The sequence below is a fragment of the Massilia sp. BHUDP2 genome (assembly GCF_046236355.1).
Classification (GTDB): Bacteria; Pseudomonadota; Gammaproteobacteria; order Burkholderiales; family Burkholderiaceae_D; genus Telluria; species Telluria varians.
Genome location: NZ_JBJUVW010000001.1, coordinates 901,400 through 924,579 on the forward strand (window position 1 = coordinate 901,400; position 23,180 = coordinate 924,579).

Annotated in this window: 24 protein-coding genes; 3 read left to right on the forward strand and 21 right to left on the reverse strand. The window is 66.5% G+C overall.

Annotated elements, in window-relative coordinates; genetic code table 11:
• Positions 1-5: 5 nt before the first annotated feature.
• The 11 genes from fliP to fliF form a co-directional block, all read right to left on the reverse strand.
• Positions 6-755, reverse strand: a complete 750-nt coding sequence (gene fliP, locus ACK6C6_RS03965) for a flagellar type III secretion system pore protein FliP (RefSeq protein ID WP_409266020.1) — start codon at positions 753-755, stop codon at positions 6-8.
• Positions 745-1,539, reverse strand: coding sequence for a flagellar biosynthetic protein FliO (gene fliO / locus ACK6C6_RS03970; RefSeq protein ID WP_409266022.1), 795 nt, complete (start codon positions 1,537-1,539; stop codon positions 745-747). Before fliO ends, fliP begins: the two co-directional genes overlap by 11 nt.
• Positions 1,536-1,970, reverse strand: a complete 435-nt coding sequence (gene fliN, locus ACK6C6_RS03975) for a flagellar motor switch protein FliN (protein WP_409266023.1) — start codon at positions 1,968-1,970, stop codon at positions 1,536-1,538. The genes fliO and fliN overlap by 4 nt, the downstream gene beginning before the upstream one ends.
• A 63-nt stretch (positions 1,971-2,033) precedes the next feature.
• The gene (gene fliM, locus ACK6C6_RS03980) at positions 2,034-3,014 is read right to left on the reverse strand and encodes a flagellar motor switch protein FliM (RefSeq protein WP_027864436.1); all 981 of its coding nucleotides are present in this window, start codon (positions 3,012-3,014) and stop codon (positions 2,034-2,036) included.
• A 10-nt stretch (positions 3,015-3,024) separates the two neighbouring features.
• Entirely contained in the window at positions 3,025-3,555 is a 531-nt protein-coding gene (fliL, locus tag ACK6C6_RS03985) for a flagellar basal body-associated protein FliL (RefSeq protein ID WP_409266026.1), read from the reverse strand.
• 150 nt (positions 3,556-3,705) lie between these two features.
• Positions 3,706-4,974 carry a flagellar hook-length control protein FliK gene (locus ACK6C6_RS03990; protein ID WP_409266028.1) on the reverse strand — a complete coding sequence of 423 codons (1,269 nt, stop codon included), beginning with the start codon at positions 4,972-4,974 and terminating at the stop codon, positions 3,706-3,708.
• 7 nt (positions 4,975-4,981) lie between these two features.
• Positions 4,982-5,425: a flagellar export protein FliJ gene (gene fliJ, locus ACK6C6_RS03995; protein ID WP_036212321.1), complete on the reverse strand. Its 444-nt coding sequence runs from the start codon at positions 5,423-5,425 to the stop codon at positions 4,982-4,984.
• 37 nt (positions 5,426-5,462) lie between these two features.
• Positions 5,463-6,866 carry a flagellar protein export ATPase FliI gene (fliI, locus tag ACK6C6_RS04000; protein ID WP_209588833.1) on the reverse strand — a complete coding sequence of 468 codons (1,404 nt, stop codon included), beginning with the start codon at positions 6,864-6,866 and terminating at the stop codon, positions 5,463-5,465.
• Between the two features lie 4 nt (positions 6,867-6,870).
• A complete protein-coding gene (gene fliH / locus ACK6C6_RS04005; RefSeq protein WP_409266029.1) occupies positions 6,871-7,587 on the reverse strand; it encodes a flagellar assembly protein FliH in 717 nt (238 codons plus the stop codon).
• Complete coding sequence (fliG, locus tag ACK6C6_RS04010) at positions 7,587-8,591, reverse strand: flagellar motor switch protein FliG (RefSeq protein ID WP_209588835.1); 1,005 nt, start codon at positions 8,589-8,591, stop codon at positions 7,587-7,589. Before fliG ends, fliH begins: the two co-directional genes overlap by 1 nt.
• Positions 8,584-10,275: a flagellar basal-body MS-ring/collar protein FliF gene (gene fliF / locus ACK6C6_RS04015; protein ID WP_209588836.1), complete on the reverse strand. Its 1,692-nt coding sequence runs from the start codon at positions 10,273-10,275 to the stop codon at positions 8,584-8,586. Before fliF ends, fliG begins: the two co-directional genes overlap by 8 nt.
• Before the next feature lie 176 nt (positions 10,276-10,451).
• Between fliF and fliE the strand changes: the two genes are divergently transcribed.
• On the forward strand, positions 10,452-10,820 hold the full coding sequence (gene fliE / locus ACK6C6_RS04020; RefSeq protein ID WP_027864429.1) for a flagellar hook-basal body complex protein FliE: 369 nt from the start codon (positions 10,452-10,454) through the stop codon (positions 10,818-10,820).
• Between the two features lie 102 nt (positions 10,821-10,922).
• On the forward strand, positions 10,923-12,359 hold the full coding sequence (locus ACK6C6_RS04025; RefSeq protein ID WP_409266030.1) for an amidohydrolase family protein: 1,437 nt from the start codon (positions 10,923-10,925) through the stop codon (positions 12,357-12,359).
• A 113-nt stretch (positions 12,360-12,472) separates the two neighbouring features.
• Here ACK6C6_RS04025 and ACK6C6_RS04030 read toward each other — a convergent pair whose 3' ends face one another.
• Complete coding sequence (locus tag ACK6C6_RS04030; RefSeq protein WP_409266032.1) at positions 12,473-12,934, reverse strand: RrF2 family transcriptional regulator; 462 nt, start codon at positions 12,932-12,934, stop codon at positions 12,473-12,475.
• Positions 12,935-13,112: 178 nt separating this feature from the next.
• Here ACK6C6_RS04030 and ACK6C6_RS04035 point away from each other — a divergent pair, with 178 nt between their 5' ends.
• Positions 13,113-13,730, forward strand: a complete 618-nt coding sequence (locus ACK6C6_RS04035) for a LuxR C-terminal-related transcriptional regulator (protein ID WP_409266033.1) — start codon at positions 13,113-13,115, stop codon at positions 13,728-13,730.
• 1 nt (position 13,731) lies between these two features.
• Here the strand turns inward: ACK6C6_RS04035 and ACK6C6_RS04040 are convergent, their stop codons facing one another.
• From ACK6C6_RS04040 to fliD, 9 genes are all read right to left on the reverse strand, one after another.
• The gene (locus ACK6C6_RS04040; RefSeq protein WP_209588840.1) at positions 13,732-14,196 is read right to left on the reverse strand and encodes a carboxymuconolactone decarboxylase family protein; all 465 of its coding nucleotides are present in this window, start codon (positions 14,194-14,196) and stop codon (positions 13,732-13,734) included.
• A 99-nt stretch (positions 14,197-14,295) separates the two neighbouring features.
• The gene (locus ACK6C6_RS04045; protein ID WP_409266034.1) at positions 14,296-15,576 is read right to left on the reverse strand and encodes a diguanylate cyclase domain-containing protein; all 1,281 of its coding nucleotides are present in this window, start codon (positions 15,574-15,576) and stop codon (positions 14,296-14,298) included.
• A gap of 93 nt (positions 15,577-15,669) precedes the next feature.
• Complete coding sequence (locus ACK6C6_RS04050) at positions 15,670-17,313, reverse strand: PAS domain S-box protein (protein WP_409266035.1); 1,644 nt, start codon at positions 17,311-17,313, stop codon at positions 15,670-15,672.
• 91 nt (positions 17,314-17,404) lie between these two features.
• Positions 17,405-18,154 carry a flagellar brake protein gene (locus ACK6C6_RS04055; RefSeq protein ID WP_409266036.1) on the reverse strand — a complete coding sequence of 250 codons (750 nt, stop codon included), beginning with the start codon at positions 18,152-18,154 and terminating at the stop codon, positions 17,405-17,407.
• A complete protein-coding gene (locus ACK6C6_RS04060; protein ID WP_036212345.1) occupies positions 18,147-18,512 on the reverse strand; it encodes an EscU/YscU/HrcU family type III secretion system export apparatus switch protein in 366 nt (121 codons plus the stop codon). Before ACK6C6_RS04060 ends, ACK6C6_RS04055 begins: the two co-directional genes overlap by 8 nt.
• On the reverse strand, positions 18,505-19,626 hold the full coding sequence (locus ACK6C6_RS04065; protein WP_409266038.1) for a flagellar hook-length control protein FliK: 1,122 nt from the start codon (positions 19,624-19,626) through the stop codon (positions 18,505-18,507). The genes ACK6C6_RS04060 and ACK6C6_RS04065 overlap by 8 nt, the downstream gene beginning before the upstream one ends.
• A gap of 14 nt (positions 19,627-19,640) precedes the next feature.
• On the reverse strand, positions 19,641-19,970 hold the full coding sequence (locus tag ACK6C6_RS04070; RefSeq protein ID WP_229413011.1) for a flagellar protein FliT: 330 nt from the start codon (positions 19,968-19,970) through the stop codon (positions 19,641-19,643).
• Positions 19,971-19,975: 5 nt separating this feature from the next.
• The gene (gene fliS, locus ACK6C6_RS04075) at positions 19,976-20,437 is read right to left on the reverse strand and encodes a flagellar export chaperone FliS (protein ID WP_036212349.1); all 462 of its coding nucleotides are present in this window, start codon (positions 20,435-20,437) and stop codon (positions 19,976-19,978) included.
• Between the two features lie 22 nt (positions 20,438-20,459).
• Positions 20,460-23,114 (reverse strand): flagellar filament capping protein FliD, encoded by a 2,655-nt coding sequence (gene fliD, locus ACK6C6_RS04080; protein WP_409266039.1) that lies wholly within the window; start codon positions 23,112-23,114, stop codon positions 20,460-20,462.
• Positions 23,115-23,180 lie beyond the last annotated feature (66 nt).

Consider the following 23,180-nt stretch of genomic DNA (forward strand, 5'->3'; position numbering starts at 1 on the left):
GCCTCCTAGTAAAAACTCTGGGTCAGCGAACCCAGCAGCAGCTGCCAGCCGTCCACCAGCACGAACAGCATCAGCTTGAACGGCAGCGAGATCACGGCAGGGGACATCATCATCATACCCATCGCCATCAGCACCGAAGCCACCACCATGTCGATGATGAGGAAGGGGATGAAGATCGCGAAGCCGATCTGGAAAGCGGTCTTCAGTTCGCTGGTGACGAAGGCCGGGATCAGGACCCGCAGCGGCACGTCCTCGGGACCCTGCAGCGCGGGCGAGCGCGAGATCTTGACGAACAGCGCCAGGTCGGACTGGCGGGTCTGCTTGATCATGAATTCCTTGAACGGCACCACACCCCGGTCGAGCGCCTCGCTCATCTGGATCCGGTTCTGCTGCAGCGGCAGGTAGGCCTCGGTGTAGGCGCGATCGAAAGTCGGGCCCATCACGAAGAAGGTCAGGAACAGCGCCAGCCCGACCATCACCTGGTTGGGCGGTGCGGTCTGGGTGCCGAGCGCCTGGCGCAGCAGCGACAGCACGATGATGATGCGGGTGAAGGCCGTCATCATCAGGAGCGCGGCCGGCAGGAAGGTCAGCGCCGTGAGCAGGATCAGGGTCTGGACCGGCAGCGAATACTGCGTGCCGCCGCCCGCGGCCGGGCTGGTGGTGAAGGCCGGGATGCCGGGCTGGGCCAGCGCGGCCAGCGGCAGCAGCGCCAGGCCGAGCATGCCCGCACCCAGCAGGAATTTCTTATTTCGCATTACGTTTGTCTATCGTGTTCTTGAGCCAGTCGCCGAAGCTGCCGGCACTCGCTGCGTGAGGTGCCAGCGTGGCGCCGTCCTCCTGCGCGCCTTCCTGGCGCGGCATGGTGGCCAGGGCATTGACCCGTCCCGGCGAGGCGCCGACGACGATCCACTGGTTGCCCACCTCGACCACCATGATGCGTTCGCGCCCGCCGATGTTGAGCGCGCCGACCAGCTTCACGTTGGCGCTGGCGCCCATGACGCGCGCACCGAAGCGTTTCATGAACCAGGCCAGGCCGAGCAGCAGGCCGAGCACCAGCATCAAGGCCAGGATGGTCTGCAGCAGGCTGCCGGTGGCCGGTGCGCTCGGCGTCGGCATTACGACCTGGGGCGGGCGCTGGGCGGGGGTGGGCGTGGTGGCTGCCGGGGCAGGAGCGGTGGCGGGCTGTTCTGCCGCCGCGGCCGGGACGCTGTCTGCCGGCGCCGGGCCGGGCGACTGCACCGGCGTCGAGACCGGGCCGGACGGCGCGGGGCGGGCCGGCGTGGCCGGGCGACCGGTGGTGGTGGCGCCGCGCGGCAGGGGCTGGGTGTCTTGCGATGCAGTCGCCGGAACCGGAACCGGTGCGGTCGCCGCAGGGGCGGCGGCTTGGCTGGGCGGCGCAGCCTGTTGCGTGGCCGGCGCGGCTTGCTGTTGCTGGGTGGCCTGGTCGGCGCCGACGGGCGCCGCGCAGGCCGCGAGCGGCGTGAACAGCAGCGCCGCCGCGAGCGGGCGAATGCGATGAGCGACGTTGCTCGAGGTCATTTATTCAGTTTTCTGATCCGTTCCGATGGCGTAATGATATCAGTCAGACGGATACCGAACTTGTCGTTCACGACCACGACCTCGCCCTGTGCGATCAGGCAACCATTGACCAGCACGTCCATCGGCTCGCCGGCCAGGCCGTCGAGCTCCACCACGGAGCCTTGCGCCAGCTGGAGTAGATTCTTGATCGCGATCTTGGTGCGGCCGAGTTCCACGGTCAGCTGGACCGGGATGTCGAGGATGAAGTCGATGTCGTTCGGCGTGTCGTTGCGCGCGCCCTTGTTCGAGAAATCCTTGAACACGGCCGCGGTGGCGGTGGCCTGCTGCTGTTGCTGGCGTTCGAGCGCCGCCGCTTCGGCCGCGGCCTGCTCGGCAATCGCCGCGCCCCAATCGTCGTCGAGGCTGCTCTGATCGTCCTGGGTGTCAGACATGGTGCTCTCCTGTTGCGTGCCGGCCCTCAGGCCGGCACGAGTCGTACTGTTGATTCGGTTCTGTTATTTGAAGTTGTCGCTGTTGGCCAGCAGCTTCTCGACCTTCAACGCGTACTGGCCGTTGAAGACGCCGTAGCTGCAGTCCATCACCGGCACGCCGTCCACGGTCGCCTGCAGGGTTTCCGGGACCGTGATCGGGATGATGTCGCCGATCTTCATGTTGAGGATCTCGTCGAAGTTGGCCCGGCCTTCGCCCAGCACCGCCACCAGCTCGACTTCGGCGACCTGGATCTGCTGGGTCATCAGGCGCACCCAGCGCTTGTCGACTTCGAGGGCTTCGCCCTGGATGCTCGAGGTCAGCGCATCGCGGATCGGCTCGATCATCGAGTAGGGCATGCAGAAGTGGATCTGGCCCGACACCGAGCCGAGTTCGATGGTGAAGGTGCAGGACACCACGACCTCGTTCGGGGTCGCGATGTTGGCGAACTGCGTGTTCATCTCGGAGCGGATGTACTCGAACTCGATCGGGTACACCGGCTCCCACGACTTGGCATAGGCCTCGAACACGATGTCGAGGATGCGCATGATGATGCGCTGCTCGGTCTGGGTGAAGTCGCGTCCTTCCACGCGGGTGTGGAAGCGGCCGTCGCCGCCGAACAGGTTGTCGACCAGCAGGAACACGAGGCCCGGGTCGAACACCATCAGCGCCGTGCCGCGCAGCGGCTTCATGTGGATCAGGTTGAGGTTGGTGGGGACCACTAGGTTGCGGATGAACTCGCTGTACTTCGAGACCCGCACCGAGCCCACCGATACCTCGGCGCTGCGGCGCAGGAAGTTGAACAGGCCAACCCGCAGATACCTGGCGAAACGCTCGTTGATGATCTCGAGCGTCGGCATGCGGCCGCGGACGATCCGCTCCTGCGTTGCCAGGTTATAGGTGCGTACCCCCGAGGTGTCTTCAGGCGCCGCAATGTCGTCCTGATCGCCGTTGACCCCTTTTAAGAGGGCATCGACTTCTTCCTGTGAGAGGAAATTATCGGCCATGGTGCTTCAGTTACTGGATGATGAAGGAGGTGAACAATACGTCGGTGACGTCCTGCTCGTCGCCGTCCTTGTCGAAGGGTTCCTGGACGATCGCCTGGATCTCGGCGGCGAGCTGCTGCTTGCCCTGGACCGTGCTGATCTCCGATGCCCGCTTGCCCGACAGGAGCAGCAGCACGCGGTTGCGCACGATCGCCATGTTGTCCTTGACCAGGGTCGCCTGTTCCGTGCCCGCCACCTGCAGGGTGAACTGCACCTGCAGGTACTGCTCGCCATTCTCCGGCTGCAGGTTGACCGTGAAGGCCTCGACCGGCACGTACTCCGGCTTGACGCCGGCGTCCTTCTTTTTCTTCTTCTTCGATTCCTTCGGGCTCTCGTGCGCCGCTGCCCCGTCGCCGCCCTGCATGAAGTACCAGGCCGCGCCACCGCCGCCGCCGAGCAGCAGCACGGCGGCCGCCGCGATCACGATCAGCTTCTTCTTGGAGCCGGCCGGAGCTGCCGCTGCGTCCGCCTTCGGGTCGGTCTTTGGTTTTGCTTGCGCCATCGAGATGCCTCTTTACTGCCTAAAAGAATGATTCCGTCATTATGGCATTATCGCGGGGAAACCCAACCCGCCAAGCCCGGAAAAGAGGGGAGAAGGGGTAGTAATCCGGGTGATTGTTGCGCCTGCGTCTTGACGATTTGGTAGGGTGGATTACGCGAAGGTATCGACCAGTCCGTTGTCACCCAGGCTCACGGTCCGGGTAGCCGGCCGCGCAGCGGCGTCATCGCCCGCCGCGACCGTGCCGCCCGCATTGCCAAGACCACCACCGTTGGCATGGCGGCGCTCGCCGTCCTGCTGCGCCTGGCGCCCGTCCGGCATGCCGGCATCGACGGTTGCGTTACCGAGCGCGATGCCGCTCTCGCCCATCATCTCGCGCAGGCGCGGGAGGGCGTTTTCCAGGGCTTGCCGCACTTCCTGCTGGTTGGACGAGAAGGCCACGCTGGCCCCGTCGTTGGTCACGTTGAGCACCACCTGCACCGGGCCGAGGTCCGGCGGGTTCAGCGTCAGGGTCGCAGCCTGTTCCTTGCCCACCATGTAGACGATGCGCTGGCTGACCTGGTTGTCCCAGGCCTGGGTGCCAAGGCGTGCCGGGATGCGGTCGCCCGGCATGGCGGCCGGGTTCGGCAAGCCCTCGAGCTTGGCGGCCTGGGCCTGCAGCTGGGTGACGGTCGGCAGGGGCGCCTCGAGGTTCGGCGCGGTGTTGGCGGCGGCGTCGCGCAGCTGCGGCTGGGCCTTGCCCGCATCCAGGGGCACCGGCGCCTGTGCCTGCGCGCGCAGGTCGACGCTTTCCTGGGCCGTGCTCTGCACGCCGGCCGCCAGCGAGAAGCCGGGCGCGTTGCTGTCGGCGGCTGCCAGCGGATCCGCGCCTGCCACGCCGCCGTCCGCGGTCTCGAGTTTCGCGAACGCGGACTGGAGCGCGGCAAGCTGCAGCTCGGCGCCGCCGGCCGCCGTTGCCGCTTCGGCCGTGACCGGCGCGGCCGCAGGGGCCTGGGTCAGGGCGGCCATGAAGGCGAGCATGTCGGTCACCGGCGTGGTGGCCGCGTCGGCGGCGGCGCTGGCGGATTCGGCGGCGGCTGCCGCGTCCTTGGCCGGGTCGCCCGATTCGGCGCCGGCCGCCCCCTGCGCCGTCGCCGGCGCGTCCGAGGATGCCTCGCTTTGCTTGGCCGGCTCGCGTGCTGCGGGTTTCGGTCCCTGGGCAGCCGGCTTGTCGGCCTGCTTCGCGGGCGCCGCCGGCTTGTTGGCCGGCGCGGCGGCCGGCGCCGGCGTCGGCGCCATGGTCGGCGCCATGGCGCGCGACAGCGTGGCGCTGAACTGCCCGGCTTCTGGGGCCTGCACGCCGGCTGCCGGGTTGCGTTGCGGCTGGGCCAGCGCACTGGCGCCGGAGACCTGGAACGGAAGGGTGGTCGTCTGCATCGTCATGGGGACATTACCGTTGTTTGTAGCGGGCGCCACGGGCTGCGTGGTCGTCCATCAGTTTCTGGTCGCGCTTGTTCTCGATCGCCAGCGCCTCGCTTGCGGCGCGTTCGTTCAGGGTGCGGTAGGACAGGCGCTTGCGCTCGCTTTCCTGCCATGCCTTCTTTTCCACGTCCGCCTTGTACTGCGCGTGCTTGATCACTTCGCGCTGGCCTTGAATAGCGTTGTCCAGCTTGCCGATGAAGGCCACGAAGTTGTGGTACGCGAAGGGCGTGATGCCCGCCATCTGCGCCGCGTCGAGCTTGCGCACGTACTCGTCGCGGTAGCCATCCAGCATGACCAGCTTCTGCTCGGCTTCCTCGACCGCCTTGAGGGCGGCGCCCAGGCGCTTGGCGATCGCGTCGGAATCGCGCTGCGCAAGGTCGATCAGGGTCTCGAGGGCGGAAGAAGTGGCCATAATGGGTCAGAGTATAGTTCCGCCCGGCAAATTCCAATCACTGGAATAGAGAGCTTAATTGCCCCAAGCTTTCCAGCATGCCCGCGTTGTCGTGGATTTCCTGGCACAGGAATTGTTCGATCTGCTCGTGCTTGGCGATCGCCTGGTCCAGCACCGGGTCGCTGCCGGCGGCGTAGGCGCCTACGCTGATCAGGTCGCGCGAGCGCTGGTAGCGCGAGTACAGCTGCTTGAGCTTGCGCGCCGCCAGCTGGTGCTCGTGCGAGGTAATCGAGTGCATCGCCCGCGAGATCGACTGTTCGATATCGATCGCCGGATAGTGGCCGGCTTCGGCCAGGTGGCGGTTCAGGACGATGTGGCCGTCCAGAATGCCGCGCGCCGCGTCGGCGATCGGGTCTTGTTGATCATCGCCCTCGGACAGCACGGTATAGAAGGCGGTGATCGAGCCGCCGCCCTCGACCCCGTTGCCGGCGCGTTCCACCAGCACCGGCAGCTTGGCGAACACGGAAGGCGGATAGCCCTTGGTGGCGGGCGGTTCGCCGATGGCGAGGGCGATCTCGCGCTGGGCCATGGCGTAGCGGGTCAGCGAGTCCATGATCAGGAGGACGTTCTTGCCCTGCTCGCGGAAGTGTTCGGCGATCGCGGTGGCATAGGCCGCGCCCTGCAGGCGCATCAGGGGCGGGGAGTCGGCCGGCGCGGCCACCACGGCCGAACGGGCGCGGCCCTCCGGGCCCAGGATCTGCTCGATGAATTCCTTCACCTCGCGGCCCCGTTCGCCGATCAGGCCGACAACGATCACGTCGGCGGTGGTGTAGCGCGCGATCATCCCCAGCAGCACCGACTTGCCGACGCCGGTGCCGGCGAACAGGCCGAGGCGCTGGCCGCGGCCGACCGTCAGCATGGCATTGATGGCGCGCACGCCCACGTCCAGGGTTTCCGAGATCGGCGCGCGGTCGAGCGGGTTGATCGGGCGGGCATTCAGGGGCCCGACTTCGTCGGTGCCGAGCGGGCCCTTGCCGTCGAGCGGGCGGCCGGCGCCGTCCACCACGCGGCCCAGCAGCTGCATGCCGACCGGCAGGTGGCGCGCGCGGTCGCTCGGGCGGCGCCGCGGGTGCTGCACGGTGCCGGGCTTGGGCAGCGCCGATTCGACCGGAAACACGCGCGAGCCGGGCACCACGCCCTCGACGTCGCTCTGCGGCATCAGGAACAGGCGCTCGCCCTCGAAGCCGACCACTTCGGCCTCGATGCGCTGGCCGTTGGCCACCGGGATGGTGCAGGCGCTGCCGACGGCCAGCTTCAGGCCCACGCATTCCATCACCAGGCCGGCCACGCGCGTGACGCGGCCCGAGACCTGCATCGGCTCGGCCAGGCCGACCAGGGAGTCGCAGTCCTTGATGAAGGACTTCCAGCGGGCGGTGTGGCGGTCGGTGGTGTGGGTCGTCATGTTTTCAGTTGCCGAGCCAGTCGACGTTGGACTGCAGCGCATGCGTCAGCCGCGCCCAGCGCGCCTGCGCCTGCGCATCGATCTGGTTGCTCGCCGTATCCACCTTGCAGCCGCCGCGCGCAAGCAGGGCGTCTTCGACGATGCGCCAGCCGCCCTTGACCAGTTCCTGCCCCATGGCCTGGCGCACGATCTCGGCGTCTTCCGGATGCAGGGTGAGCGTGGCCGGCTGGGCCAGCACCGGCAGGTAGCCGATCGCTTCCTGCACCACCGGCAGGATCAGTTCCGGACGCACCTCGAAGGCCGTGCGCACCATGCCGCGCGCCAGGCGCAGGGCCAGTTCCAGCACGTCGTGGGCGATGGTCTCGTCGGCCTGCATGACGGCCTCGCTGAAGGTCGCGGCGATCGCGCGCAGGTGTTCCAGCTCGCTTTCCGCTTCGACCTGGCCGGCCCTGGCGCCGTCGGCATAACCCTGGGCATGGCCGGCGGCGCGGCCTTCCTCCAGGCCTTCGGCATAGCCCTCGGCGCGCGCCTGTTCGCGGATCGCTTCGATCTCTTCGAGCGTCGGCAGTGCCACGTGCGGGACGATCTCGACCGGTTCCGGCATGGGCGCCGGCGGGGGAGGGGCCATGGCGGCGCGGCGCGACTGGGTGCTCGGGCGCTCGTCGCCGAACGAGGTCATTTCCCAGCGCTGGTAGGCGCTTTGCTGTTCCTTCGGGATCATCAGATGAACGAATCCTCGCCTTTACCGCCCAGCACGATCTGGCCCTCGTCTGCCAGGCGGCGCACGATCTGCAGGATCTGCTTCTGCTGGGTTTCCACTTCCGACAGGCGCACCGGACCTTTTGACTCCAGGTCTTCGCGCATCATCTCGCCCGCGCGCTGCGACATGTTCTTGAAAATCTTCTCGCGCAGGTCTTGCGAGGCGCCTTTCAGGGCGATGATCAGCATCTCGGACTGCACCTCGCGCAGCAGCAGCTGGATGCCGCGGTCGTCGATGTCGATGATGTTATCGAACACGAACATCTCGTCCATGATCTTCTGCGCCATGTCGTTGTCGTAGTTCTTGATGTTGTCCATGACCGCCGCTTCCTGCTCGCCGCTCATGAAGTTCAGGATCTCGGCCGCGGTGCGCACGCCGCCCAGCGAGGATTTCTTGATGTTCTCGTTGCCCGACAGGAGCTTGGTCAGCACGTCGTTCAATTCTCGTAAAGCGGCAGGCTGCACGCCATCCAAAGTGGCGATGCGCAGCACCACGTCGTTGCGCAGGCGCTCGGTGAAGTGGGCCAGGATCTCGCAGGCCTGGTCGCGCTCGAGGTGCACCAGGATGGTGGCGATGATCTGCGGGTGCTCGTTGCGGATCAGTTCCGCGACCGAGGGCGAGTCCATCCACTTCAGGCTTTCGATGCCCGAGGCGTCCTTGCCGCCCAGGATGCGGTTGAGCAAGACGGCGGCCTTGTCGTCGCCCAGCGCCTTGGTCAGCACCTGGCGGATGTATTCGTCCGAATCGAGGCCGACGTTCGAATGCAGGTTGGTCTCCTCGACGAAGGCTTCCAGCACCTTGACCACCTCGGTGTGCTGCACCGCCTTCATCTGGGCCATCGCGGCGCCGAGCTTCAGCACTTCACGGGGGCCGAGGAACTTCATCACTTCGGCCGCTTCCGCTTCGCCCAGGGCCAGCATCAGGATCGCTGCCTGCTGTACGCCTTCCTTGTCCTTGTCACTCATTTGATCCCAACCATGCCTTGATTACGTTTGCAACGATCCGCGGGTCTTCGCGGGCCAGGTCCTGCGCCAGCTGCAGGTTCGCCCGGTAGCCCTGGGCGCGGCGTTCGACTTCCTGCTCCTCGAGCTCTTCCGGATCGGGCTCGCGCTCTTCTTCGGGAATCTCTTCCTCTTCCGGTTCCGGCTCCGGCGGCAGGGCGGTGACCTCGTCGAACTTCTTGATCGCCGGGCGCATCAGCGGCAGCAGGATCCGGTAGTAGAGGAAGGCCAGCACCGCGAACAGCAGCAGGTACTTGCCGATCTCCTTGGCCAGCGGCAGGTTGGCCGGGTCGCGCCACCAGTCGAGGCTAGGGGGCGTATCGTCCGGGCGGTCGACGCCGTCGAACGGGGCGTTGGCCACGTTCAGGGTGTCGCCGCGCTGCTGCGAGTAGCCCATCGCCTGCTTCACCAGCTCGTTGATCTGGGCGACTTCGGCGGCCGCCAGCGGTTTCACGATGATCTTGCCGGTCTTCGGGTCGACCGAGCGGCGGTAGTTCACCACCACGCCCACCGTCAGGCGCTTGATGCCGCCCATCGGGCGCTGCTCGTAGCGGATGGTCTTGTCGACTTCGTAGTTGGTGGTCGCGTCCTTGCGCGTCGGTCCACCGGCTGCCGGAGCCGCGCCGGCTACCGGCTGGCCGTCGATCGGCGCGGTGGCCACGCCTGGCGGCTGGTTCGACAGCGCGCCCGGGATGCCGGAAGCGCCGGCGCCCGGCTGGGTCGATTCCGAGGTCTGCTGGCTGCGGATCGCCTGCGGTTCCGGCGGCGAATTCGGCTTGTACATCTCGGCGGCGGTGTCGACCTGGGCGAAGTCGATCTCGGCGGTCGCTTCGGCGCGCACGTTTTCCTTGCCGACCAGCGGGGCGATGATCGACTCGACCTGCTTGATGATGTTCTGCTGGACCTGCTCGACGTACTTGAGCTGGGTGGCATCCAGGCCCTTGTGGCCGGGACCCTTGTTCGACGTGTCCGACAGCAGGTTGCCGTTCTGGTCGACCACGGTGACGTTGCCGACGGTGAGTTCCGGCACACTCGAAGCGACCAGGTGGACGATGGCGCTGACCTGGCCCGGGTCGAGCGCGCGGCCCGACTGCAGGGTCAGTACCACGGACGCGGTGGGCTTTTGCTGGTCGCGCACGAAGACCGAGGGCTTCGGCATGGCCAGGTGCACGCGCGCGCTGCTCACCGGGCCGAGCGACTGGATCGAGCGCGCCAGTTCGCCTTCCAGCGAGCGCTGGTAGTTCACCTGTTCCAGGAACTGCGACACGCCCAGCTTCTGGTTTTCCATCAGTTCGAAGCCGACGTTGCCGCCCTTGGGCAGGCCTTGCGCGGCGAGCTTCAGGCGCAGGTCGTGGATCTGCTCGGCGGGCACCAGGATCGCGCTGCCGCCATCCGAGAACTTGTACTTGACCCCCATCTGGTCGAGCGAGGCGGTGATGGCGCCGCCGTCGCGGTCGCTGTAGTTCGAGAACAGCACGCGGTATTCCGGCGCCTGGCTCCACATCCACAGCGCGATCATGATGGCGCTGACCAGCGCGATCCCGCCGCCGATGGCGACGCGCTTGCCCATGGTGGTCTGCAAAAAGCCCTGTTTCGCCTCTTGTTCGGGCGCCGGGGTGTCGATCAGTTCATCAGCAACTGCTGCCATGGTCGGTAAGTGAATGGGGGAATAGGGAGATTAGCCGCAATTATGAAGCCACAGGGCAACATTCAAACCCTGAAATAGGGGTGGAAATCCATGCTTCTTCACGCGAGGAATTTGCTGGGGCGCTGGTAATCTGACAGCCTGAACAAAGTGCACGACCTCACGGGCAGGAGAATGCGATGAGTATTGGCGGAATCGGCGGCATCGACAGCAGCCGCATCCAGGCGATGATGGAACAGCTGAAAGCCGCGGCGACCAAGCCGGCGGCCGGCCCGGTTGCGCCTGCCGGCCTGGGCAATGTTGCGCCCCAGGGCGGCGTCGCCAAGCTCGACTTCGCCGATGCCCTGAAGACCTCGCTCCAGCAGGTCAGCAATACCCAGAAGAACGCGGAAGAACTCGGCAAGCGTTTTGCGATGGGGGATGATACCGTGAGCCTGTCCGATACGATGATCGCGATGCAGAAATCCAGCATCGCTTTCCAGGGAACGGTGCAAGTACGCAACAAACTGGTGTCAGCCTATCACGACATCATGAACATGCAGGTGTGAGCACGGACTGGCCTGGCTGAATGAATGGCAGCAGCTTGCGCATCAGTGTCGACCCCTTTCCTGGGTTAAAATTGCTTGATATCAATTCTCCAAGAGTCTGGTTTGTTTGCACTGAAGCCACTTATCGCGGTCATGTTTTTCGCCAGCATGTCAGCTGGAGCGCAGGCCGGCACGATTGCCGCCGACGTGGCGCTGACTCAAGCCACACTGATCGATGTCGCCAGCGGCACCCGCATCAAGGGGAAAACCGTGCTTCTGAAAGGCGATACGATCGTCGCGGTGATCGCGGACGCGGAACTGAAGCGCTATGCTCCCAAGCAAACCATTGCCTTGCCGGGAAAATACTTGATGCCCGGCTTGTGGGATACCCATGTGCACTTTGGCGGAGGCGAGGCGCTCATCGAGGAAAACAAGCAATTACTTCCTCTTTATCTCGCGCATGGAATCACGACGGTGCGCGACTGTGCGGGTGACCTCGCCGAGACCGTGCTCGCATGGCGCCAACAGATTGCTGATGGAAAACTGGCTGGCCCGACCATCTTCACTTCCGGTTCCAAGCTGGAAGGACGCAAGCCGATGTGGAAGGGAACGATTGAGGTCGGTTCGCCCGGCGAGGTCGGCAAGGCGCTGGACAAGCTCCAGGCCATGAACGTCGATTTCGTGAAGATCACCGAAAACACGATGACGCCGGAAACCTATCTGGCGGCACTGCGCGAGGCCAGGGCGCGCGGCATGCGTACCTCCGGCCACCTGCCAGGCCAGATTCCGCTGGCGCGCGCGTTCGAAGCCGGGCTGGGCACGGTCGAGCACCAGAGCTACCTGCTGCGCGTTACGACGCCACGCGAAGCCGAACTGGCGGAACAGGTCGCGGCAGGCAAGCTGGCCGGGCGCGAGGTCATGCGGCTCAGCCTGGAAAGCTACGACGAAGCGACTGCGCGCCGCGCTTTCCGTCACATGGCTGCGCAGGGTACGGCGGTGGTGCCGACCTTGTGGGGATCGCGCATCACTGCCTACCTGGACCAGGAAAGCCACTACGGCGACGATTACCTGAAATATATCGGAAAGGGATTGCGCGCGACGTATGATTGGCGCGTCGAGCGCGCCGCGAAGGACGGGCCGGAAGCGATTGCACTGCGTCATGCCATCTTCGAGAAATCGGCACAGCTCCTGCCGCTGCTGGCGCAGGAGGGCGTGAGCATCATCGCCGGCACCGACGCGGGTTTTCTCAATTCGTTCAACTATCCGGGACAGGCGCTGCACGATGAAATTGCCCTGTTCGTGCGCTATGGCCTGACACCGCTGCAAGCCCTGCAAAGCGCCGTGGTAAACGGACCGCGCTTCCTCGGCAAACTTGATCGCTACGGCAGCATTCAAGAGGGAAAGGCGGCCGACCTGCTGGTTCTGGATGCCGATCCGCTGGCCGACATCGGCGCTACCCGCAAGATCCGCATGGTGGTAAGCCGGGGTGAAGTCCATGACCGGGCGCGCCTCGATCGCATGCTCGCGGATACGCGCCGCAAGGTGGCGGAAAACCAGTGACATCGAGCGCCGGAGCGGGAACTGGCATTGCGCTTGCGGCCGCCGACCTGCCATGCGTTCGCCATGCTCGGGAGACAGCCGTGTATTGATGCCGCCACGCGATGAATACCGGTTCAGGCCGCCTTCGATTCCTTGCGGTGGAAGGTGACCGGAATGCTGTTGTCGCGCGGCGCCGGTTCCGGCAGCAGCGAGGCCAGGGTATGGCGGTCCAGTTCGGCGAGATAGGCCGAGGTGGCGTTGGTGAGCACGCCCTTGAGCGCACAGGCCTTGACCAGCCCGCACGGGTTGCCGCCCGGGTCGAAGCATTCGGCCATGTAGAAATCGCTCTCGCTCTGGCGCACCACCGCGCCGATGTTGATGTCTTCCGGCTTGTGCGCCAGGCGGAAGCCGCCGTTGCGGCCGCGGATGGTCTCGATGACGCCGTTGCGGCCCAGCTCGTGCACGACCTTCATCAGGTGGTTCTTCGAGATGTTGTGCAGGTTCGCGATTTCCTGGATCGTGACGAGCCGCCCCGGATTGCTGCCGAGGTGGAGCAGGGTCCGCAAGGTGTAGTCGGTAAAGGAAGTCAGGCGCATATCGTGGGAGTATATCCCATGCATCCTCCCGGTGTGCATAAGCTGACGATGCGGATGGCATGCATATTGACCGGTCATTACAAACCATTACTTGATTTGCCGTTCTTGTCGTTTCAATATGTCGGCTGTTGGCCGCCCGAGGCCGCCGTCGTCTGCCGCCTTCTGCCGGAGTATGCACATGCAACCGATCTCTTCCGCCGTCCATATCATGCACGCCGACCCGATCATGACGGTCGGGCTGCATGCCATCCTGGCCGACCAGCCCGGCCTGCGCGTCACCACGCACCTGGCCCAGCCCGAGGCGCAGCGTGTCGCGCGCGTGCTGGTGACCGATTACGACACCGGCATCAAGCTGGCGCGCAAGCCGCCCGCCGGCAGCCTGGCGCCGGTCGTGCTGGTGGTGACCCAGTTCGACAAGGAGTGGGAAGTGCGGCTGGCGATGGATGCCGGCGTGGCCGGCTACCTGCTGCAGTCCTGCGGCACCGACGAGCTGGCGCACGCGGTCGCGCAGCTGACGCGCGGCCAACGCTACCTGAGCGAGTCGATGACGCGCAGCGTCGCCGACAGCCTCACCCGCGAATCGTTGACCGGGCGCGAGACCGACGTGCTGCAGCTGCTGGCGCAGGGCTGCTGCAACAAGTCGATCGCGCGCAAGCTGGGCATCGGCGTGGGCACGGTGAAGACCCATGTGAAGGGCGTGATGAGCAAGCTGGACGCCACCGCGCGCACCCATGCCGTGGTGGTCGCGACCCAGCGCGGCCTGATCCGCCCCGGCGGCGCCGGCGCAGCGGCCTGAATCACATGCCCGGCGCCGGATGCTCCGGCAGCGGGCTGCGCAGGCTCAGGTTGATCGCGTTCCAGCCGCGGATCGCGGCAATCGTATAAGCCAGTTCCGCAATCTCCACATCGCTGAAATGTTCGCGCAGCGCCGGCCAGGCGCTGTCCGTGTCGTCGCGTCCGGGCAGGGCGTTGACGGCGTCGGCCCAGGCCAGCGCCGCCCGTTCGCGCTCGCTGAAAAAGGGCGCCTCGCGCCAGGCGGCGAGCGCGTTCAGGTGGCGCGGATCGAGTCCCTGCCTGACCAGGTCGCGCCAGTGCATGTCCACGCAGACCCCGCAGCCATTGAGCTGCGAGATCCGCAGCTGCACCAGTTCCACCAGGCGCGCGCCGAGCGAGCTGTTCCTGGTGGACTGGGACAGGGCGATCATCGCCTTGAGGTTGGCGGGGGCCAGGTTGTACAGGGGGATGCGGGCAGCGTGCGTCATGGTGGCGGTCCTTTCAGGATGGGGAAGGCGCCCGTTGCGCCCTCCATGCATCCAAGACGAGCCGGCGCCGCATGGTGTGACATGCGGCCGGTTTTTTCTTCAGGCGCCGAGCAACATCCACTGTCCCGCGCGCTCGTACGCCGCGCGGTTCTTTCCGGCCTTCTTGGCTGCGTACATGGCCGCATCGGCGCGCGAGAGCAGCTGGTCGGCGCTCTCTCCCGGACGATGCAGCGCCATCCCGATGGTGGCGCCGGGCTGGGTTCGCCCTCCCGTCTCCGGGTAGGGCTGGCCGGCAACCCGCAGGATCGCCTGCGCTGCCTCGATCGCCGCCGGCCAGGATCCATGCGGGCGGTCGAGCAACACCACGAATTCGTCACCCGCCAGCCGCGCCACGATATCGGCCCGCCGCACCGCCTCGCGCAGGCGGCGGCCGAAGGCGATCAGCACTGCATCGCCCGTTTCATGGCCGCAGAGGTCATTGACCGCCTTGAACCCGTCCAGGTCGATGAACATCAGCACCAGCGGATGCGGATCGCGCCCGGCCGTGTCGATCGCGTGCTGCAGGCGGCCCATGAATTCGTAGCGGTTGGGCAGGCCGGTCAGGAAGTCGTGGGTGGCGCGGTGGTGCAGCTCCCTGGACAGGCGGCGCGTCCTCTCCTCGGATTCGATCTGCTCGGTGACGTCCCGTCCCGAGCAGAACATGCGTCCGTCGCAGGCCACCCGGGTGCTCCATTCGATCCAGCGCCAGCTGCCGTCGGCGTGCAGGTAGCGGTTGCGAAAGCCGAGCACCGCGCCTCCGCTGGCCAGCTCGCCGGCTTTCTCCAGGGTGCGTGGCCGATCGTCCGGATGGAGGAAATCGACGAAGGGACGCGACATCAGCACGGCTTCGTCCCAGCCCAGCAGCTCATGCCAGGCCGGGTTGACCTGCATGATATAGCCGTCGTGGCTGGAGATCGACAGCAGGTCGGGGGCGAGGTCGAACAGCGCATCGCGGTCCTCGATGGCCTTCTTCTGGGCAGTGATGTCGATCACCTGGGCGATCAGGCACTCCGGGCGGCCGGCATCGTCATGGCTCAGCGTCACCGTGAGCAAGCCCCAGACCACGGCGCCGTCCGGGCGGCAGTAACGCTTCTCGAGGCAATAGGAGTCGAGATCGCCGGCCAGCATCCGCTGCAGCTGCGTCAGGTCGGCATCGAGATCGGCGGGATGGGTGACGTCACGGTAGTCCAGGGTCAGCAGCTCATCGCGCGGGTAACCGAGGATGCGGCACAGCGCGTCATTGAACGCGAGCCAGCGGCATTGCGGGTCGAGCAGCGCCGTGCCGACGGCCGACTTGGCGAAGGCCGCAAGAAAATGGCTGGGGACGGCGTAACTCGGCATTGGCGCTTGCACATCGTGAGGTGGCCCCAGTGTAGCCGAATTATTTTTTGGTTACTAGAAAGATTGCATTATGTAAATACTGCGCATGCCCCTTCAGTCTCCGCGCAGCACCCACTGCCCGTCGCGCTCGCAGGCGGCGCGGTTCTTTCCCGCATTCTTCGCCACGTACATGGCGGCGTCGGCGCGCGACAGCAGCCGGTCGGCGCTGTCGCCCGGATTCTGCAGCGCCATCCCGATGGTGGCGCCGGGCTCGGTGCGGCCCGCCACCTCGGGGTAGGGCTGGCTGGCCGCGAGCAGGATCTTGTCCACCACCTGGGTGGCGTCGTGGCAGGGATCGTGCAGGTGGTCGAGCAGGACCACGAACTCGTCGCCCCCCAAGCGCGCTACCAGGTCGCTGAGCCTGACCGATTGGCGGAGCCGGTGGCCGAAGGCGGTCAGCACCGCGTCGCCCGCTTCGTGGCCGCACAGGTCGTTGACCGCCTTGAAGCCGTCCAGGTCGATGAACAGCAGCACCAGCGGGCGCGGCTCGCGCCCCGGCGCGTCGATCGCGTGCTGCAGGCGGCCCATGAATTCGTAGCGGTTGGGCAGGCCGGTCAGGAAGTCGTGGGTGGCGCGGTGGTGCAGTTCCTCGGTCATGCGACGCTGCTCGGACACGTCGCGCATGAAGGCGGTGAAGTAGCTTTCGCCGCCCACGGGCACCACGCCCACGGTCATCTCGACCAGGATTTCGCTGCCGTCCTTGCGCAGCGCCGGGACCTCGACCCGCTTGCGCGAGGCCGCGACCATGCCCTTGCTCAGGAAGGCCTGGACGCCGTCGTGGTGGCGCTGGCGCATCCGCGCCGGCATGATCAGGTCCGACATCGGCCGGCCGATCGCCTCCTGCGCGCTCCAGCCGAAGGTGGCCTCGGCCTGCTTGTTCCATTCGGTGATGATGCCCTGTTCGTTCATGCCGAGGAAGGCATCGTTGGCATTTTCGATCAGCAGGCTGATCTTTTGTTCCTGGCTCCGCAGCCGTTCTTCGTTTTCGATCTGTCCGCTGACGTCGCGCGCCGAACAATACAACAGCTTGTTGACGAGCTGCGTATTCCACTCGAGCCAACGGTAGCTGCCGTCTGCGTGACGGTAGCGATTGCGAAAACCCTTTGCCTCGCCGCCGAGGTAGATCATGGCCGCTTGGGCTTCGGTGGCGGCAAAGTCATCCGGGTGGACGAATTCGATAAAGGGGCGCGCGGTAAGATCATCGGCGGTCCAACCTAATGTGGTGGTCCAGGCCGGATTAACCTGCGTCAGGTAACCGTCGGTGCCGGCAATCGCGAGCAGGTCCGACGACAGCTCGAAGAAACCATTGCGGTCTGCGACCGCCCTCTTTTGCACGCTGATGTCGACGATCTGGGCGATGAAGCAATCTTGGTCTCCCGCGGCGTCACGGCCGAGCGACACCGTAAGCAAGCCCCAGACGATGCGCCCATCGGCGTGGCGGTAGCGCTTCTCGAGGTTATAGGAGTCGATTTCACCTGCCAGCAAACGGTCCACTAGCCGCAGGTCGGCAGGCAGGTCGTCGGGATGGGTGACATCGTGGAAAGTGCGTGCCTGGAGCTTTTCCCTTTGATAGCCGAGTATGCGGCATAGCGCAGGATTCACTTCCAGCCAGCGGCCGCGCATGTCGACTAAGGCCATGCCGACCGTTGAGTCGGCAAAAGCCGCAAAAAAATGGTCGGAGGCAAAGGAGCGCGGCATTGGGATACCTGGAACTCTGAATGCCCCAGTGTACCCGATCTACTCTCGGGCAATCACAATTATTGCCAAAAAGTATAGGCAGTGCCGCCGATCAGGCCAGGCCCGCCAGGCGCGCGTTGCGCTCGCGTTCCAGCTTGGTGATGTAGCGCTGCACGCCGGCCATGCTGCCGCGCGAGATGTCGACGAACTGCAGGCCGATGCGGCGGTTGGTCTTGTTGTTCAGCAGGGTCAGGTCGAGCGAGTTGCGCACTTCCAGCGTCACCGTCACCGGGCCGATCTCGGGCAGCTCGATGCGGCAGCTGGGAAGCCGGGCGCCGATGGTCGTGTCGAGCTGCAGCTTGTTGTCGAGGACGGCGATGCCGCCGCAGCTGATGTCATGCAGCGGGAACACGCCGGTGCCGGCCCCGGCTTCCAGCGGCAGCGGGAGGATCGCACGCACCGGGTTCGATACCGGCGTCTCCATCCGGTAGTACTCGCGGCGCTGCAGGCGGATCAGGCTCGGCGGGATGTCGGCGCGCAGGGCGGCCTCGCCCTCGAACAGGGTGGGGCGCAGGTTCTCGGCCGTGAACAGGATGCGGATCTTGTCGAGCGTGGTTTCGCAGCGTACCTTGCCGGCTTCGACGATGCGCTCGTTCTGCATGCGCTCGATCGAGCGGTCGAGCACCAGCGAATTGGTGTCGGCGTCGACGTCGAGGACGGTGGTGACGCAGACGTCGGCCTCGCCCTTGACCAGCATGCGCACCAGCTGGTGCTTTTCGCCGATCTGGCGCAGCAGCTGTACGATTTCACGGCGCGACCCCACCTCGTAGTCGTGCCAATTCTCGAGTTCCTGATCATTCATTGCTTGTACCAGCGCTTGGCGCGTCGTCCAGGTTGAGGTGGGGCGTCGGATCGGGCGAATCCGGTAAAGGATCTCCATGTTTCCGAGCCGACTCAATATGATATAGCCACGCCAACAGTTCCGCAATTGCGCGATACAGCGCCGGCGGAATCTCGCGGTCGAGGTCCACCTGCATGAGCAGCTGCACCAGTTCCTTCGATTCGTGGACGAAGACCCCGGCTTCCCTGGCGCGGCGCATGATCTGCTCGGCGACCAGGCCCTGGCCCTTGGCCACCACCTTGGGCGCCGGGTCGCCGCTGCCGTAGGCGAGGGCGACCGCGCTCTGGCGCCTGGCCTGCTCCTTCTTCGGGTCAGTCATCGGCCGTCTTGACGGGCGCCGAGCGCACCTCGAAGCCCGCCAGGGCGGTGCCGGCGGCGTCAAGTGCGCCGGCCAGGCTGCCCATGTGGCGGCGCAGCAGGGCGGCAGTTTCTTCGCTGCCGGCCGCGAACTGCACCTGCACCCGACCGTTTGCGAGCGTCAGGCGGGCGTCCAGTTCGCCCAGTTCGGGAAAGCGCAGGCGCAGGCGGCTGTGCCAATGCGATTCGGCCTCGCCGGCCTCGTCGTGTCCTTCGCGGCTGTCGCGTTGCACTTCCAGCTGCATCGGCTGGCCCGGCCACAGCTTGCCCTGCCAGGCAAGCTGGGCCTGCTCCTGGGTGGCCAGCTGCAGGTTGATGAACTGGGCGGTGGCCGGGTCGAGCGGGTTCTGGCGCACGCCTTCCTTCGCCAGCTGCTGCTGCGGTTCGGCGTTCAGTTCGGCCAGGGCGCGTGCGCCCTGCGCCCATTCGGCCACGTGCGATTCGTAGAACAGGCCGCTTTTCCCGAGCGCCTGCTGCAGGCCGGCCGCGATGCTGGCGGCATCCGCGCCGGCCGCGGCCACGATCGGCGCACGGCCGAGGGCGGCAGTCATCGGCGTGTCCACTTTCTGGGCGGCCGCGAGCACGCCGCCGATGGTCTTGCCGGCCTGGCTGAGGGTCGTGTTATTGGCTTCCGCGCCCAGGGTCTGGGCGGCGCTGCCGGCCGCGCTGGCCTGCAGCAGCGCGGCCGCACGCCCGATGGCGGTCCCTTCGCGCATGGCGAGCGGCGCCTTGCCCGGGTCGGCGCCCTGGGGCAGCGGCGGGCCGGCTTCGCTGAACACGGGATTGGTCCCGAGGCCGACCTGGAACGTCGGGCGCGGGTGCACCGACACCAGCGTGAGCGGCACGTCGGCGCCGACCTGGGCGCCCGCCGGGAGCTGCATGCGGGCGGGGATGTTGGCGACCTTGACGACGAAACTGCCGTCGGTCAGTCTGGCGAGGACTTCGCCGTGCAGCGCCTTGCCCAGCTGGGGGGCAAGGGCGCGCTGGAAGGCTTGCTGGCGCGGGTCATTCAGGTGTTCGGCCGGCCTGGCCGGACTGGCCGGCAGGACGGCGGAGACGAGCTCGCGCGGCAGCATGCTGCTCTACGGCCTTACACGCCGTAGGCGCGTGCGACGCGGCGTTCGGTCGAGGTGTTGTTGATCAGGGCCGACAGGCGCGCCATCCACGGGGTGGTCAGGTCGCGGATCTGGCGGTCGGCGGCAAGCATGCGGCGGATCGCGTCGACCTTCTTGACGCGCTGCGGGCCGGCCAGCGGCTGCGGCTCGCTTTCCTTCAGCTGGCGCACGTGCAGGGCGCACTGCTGTTCGAGCTCGGCCAGGCGGTCCCAGTCGCTGTCGCTGGCGGCGCGCAGCATCTGGTCGGTGATCACCGCCATGGTTTCATAGGTATCGACGATATCGTCGCTGGTCATCTGCGGCATGTTCTTCAGGCACTCATCAGGGTCGGGGCGCGCATCGGCGCCGGGGCGGCTGGGGCCGTCGCGCCGGTGGCCGCGGCTTGCGGGTCGATCGCGTTCCAGGCTTCGCGCAGTTCGGACAGCAGCGCATGCGCTTCTTCCAGGATCGCCGGGTCGTTGCTGAGGTTGGCCTTGAGCAGGCGCGCGCTGATGTATTCGTACAGGGCGTCGAGGTTCTGGGCGATCTCGCCGCCGACCTTCTTGTCGAGGGCGGCGCGCAGGCCGTTGTCGATGATGTTGATGGCCTTCGAGATGGCGGCGCCCTTGGCGGGGATGTTCCCGGCCTTCATGTTGCTGATGCCGCTCAGGATCGACACCATCGCGCCGTCGTACAGCATGACGATCAGTTTGTGCGGGGAAGCGGCGGCGACGCCGGTCTCGAGACCGACTTTCGCATAGGCGCCGACGCCGCGTTGCATGGTTCCAAACATCGTGTTCTCCAGGTGGATAAGCTTAGCTTGCGTTCGCGGTGAGCGCCGCAAGCTGCTGGGTCAGGTAAGCCGAGGTCGATTGCATCGACATCAGGGCCACGTCGAGCGCAGTGAACTGGGCCCGGTAGCGTTTTTCGATGGTTTCCAGGCGCGACTCGAACCGGTCTCGCGCGCTGGTGACGGACTTGAGCGTGACGTTCAGGCCGTCGGTCTTGCTGTTGAGCAGGCTGTCCTTGCCGGTGAAGCTGGCGGCCAGGTTGGTCAGTTCGAAGGCGAAGCCCTTGGAGAAGCTGACCGTGCCGCGTTCGCCGGGCAAGCCGCCGGTGATCGAGAGCTGGATGCCGTCGGCGGCCGAACCCGCCGCTGCCGTCAGGGTCTGGCCGTTGCCGATGGCGGCGACGCCGCCGATCGTGCCCTTGACGTCCTTGCCCTTGACCGGGGTGGCAGCACCGAACAGGGTAGAGGGCGCAGTGCCGCTGACGGCGGAGATGTCGATGTTCGACATCTCGCCGTACTTGCTCGACGAGATCGACAGGCGGCCATCGTCCTCGACCTTGGTCTCGATCGCATCGCCGGCGCCGGCGAAGACGGTGTTGCCGTTGACGGCGGCGCGCAGCATGGAAGCCAGCTCGGCATTGGTATAGGTGCCGGCGGCCAGCTTGATGTCCTGGGTCTTCTTTTCGCTGACCGGGTCGGTCTGGTTCAGGGTGACGCGCCAGGTGGTGTTCGGGGCGATCGTGGTCGGGCCCGTCAGCGCGGCGGCGCTGGTCAGCGTGCCCTGCGTCGCCAGCCACTCGATGTTGACGCCATAGGTGCCGGGCTTGGTGGCCGCGCCCGACTTGTCGAACTTGATCTGGCCGTCGGTCGCCTTGCCCATCGCCGCGAACAGCCCGCCGATCTCGGCGAAATTCTCGGTGACTGCCTTGTTCAGCTTGCTCGAGTCGACGGCCAGGCCGCCGTCCTTCTGGAAGGTGATGCCGACCTGGCTGAGGGTGGTCAGGTTGCCGCCCAGGCCTTCGACCGACGCACCCAGCTGGCGCCGCAGCTGGCTCTGGATCGAACGCACCGAGGCATCGCCCTGCAGGATGCCTGCCGTCTTGGTCTCGGCGTTATAACCGGCCAGGCTCGAGATCGTCTTGTTGAGTTCGTTGTACGCCTTGACGAAATTGTTGACGGCGGTCGACACCGCCGCGGTGTCGCGGGTCACGTTCAGGGTGGTGCTGCCGGTCGCGGCGATGTCGAGCGAGACGCCCTGGACGGCATCGGTGACGGTGGTGCTGCTGCTGCGGATGTCGAGGCCGTTCAGGTTCAGCAGGGTATCCTGCGCCGCGCTGGTCTGGGTCAGGCCTTGCACGCCGCCGGGGTCGTGGCCGAGCAGGGCGGCGATGCCCGCGTTCGGCTCCAGGCCGTCGGCGCCTTCGACGCCGATCTTCATCGAGGACTTGGCGCCGGTCGCGTTCGAGGTCAGGACCAGGTGATAGGGGTTGTCGCCGCCGTCGGACACGATGGTCGCGGTCACGCCGATGTTGGCCTTGTTGATGGCGTCGCGGATGCCCTGCAGGGACTGGTCGCCGGCCTCGAGGGTGACCGTGCCGCTGGCCTGGGCGCCGTCCTGGACGAAGCTGGCGCCCGTCAGGTAGCTGCCGGCGCTGCCGGCGCTCAAGCCCGCGGCGGCCGGGTTGCTGCCGCCGATCAGGATCTGGCTGCCGTCGCGCGAGCTCAGGGTTACGCCGGCGCTGCTGGTGACGCTCGAACCGGTGTTCGCGGCCGGGTTCTTGATGCCGCCGGCAACCACGCCTTCGCCGGCCACGGATTCGGTCACGCTCAGGTTGGATCCGTCGGCGGCGGTGAAGCGCAGCGTGCCCTTGCCGGCCTCTCCGGTGAACGTGATGTTGGCAGCCGCCAGCCTGGCGGCGAGGCCGCCATCCTTCAGGGCGGCGTCGATGTCGGCCGCTTCCAGCGGGGCGGTATGGTCGCTATGGGACAGGATGTCGATACCGCCCACGGCCAGGGTGTAGCGTGCGCCTTCCTCGACCGTGACCGCACCGAAGCCGGCGAACAGGTCGGCGGCGCTGCTGGCCGGCTCGGCTTTCGCGGTGACGCCAGTGGTCTCGCTCTTGGCATTGATCGCTTCGGCCAGCTGGGCCGCGCTGCGGGTTGCCGCACTGGTGGTGATGGCGGTGCCGTTGATGGACAGCGAACCGTTGCTGATGCCGCTGGTGGTCACCGATGCGCCGAGCGCGCTGCCTGCCACGCCGAAGTTGCCGCCGCTGATGCTGCCGAACTGGAAGGTCAGGACGGTCTTGGCGGCGACGCCGATGGTCGCGCTCATGCTGGCCCGGCCGGCCGTGCTCAGGCTCTGTGCCGAGGCCAGCTGCGAAACATTGATCTTGTACTTGCCCGCAACCGCATTGCTGGCGGCGCTGCCGGAAAGGATGTCCTTGTTGCCCGAGCTGGCGCTCAGGGCGCTGAAGGTGGCGGGAGAGTTGAGGGTCGTCAGGGCGCCCTGGAAGGCGCCGACCGCGGCGCTGACCTTGCCGAGCGCGGCCATGCGTGCCTGCAAAGCGGACGCCTTCTTGTCGAAGTTGGCGAGCGGCGCCGCCTCCGCCTGCATCAGCTTGCTGATGAGGCCGTCGACGTCGAGGCCGGAACCGATGCCTGATGAACTGATGCCCACTTTGTTTCTCCCGTGAAAGCGATAATGTAAGTCATTATCGACAGAAGCAAACCGGACTTAAGAGTG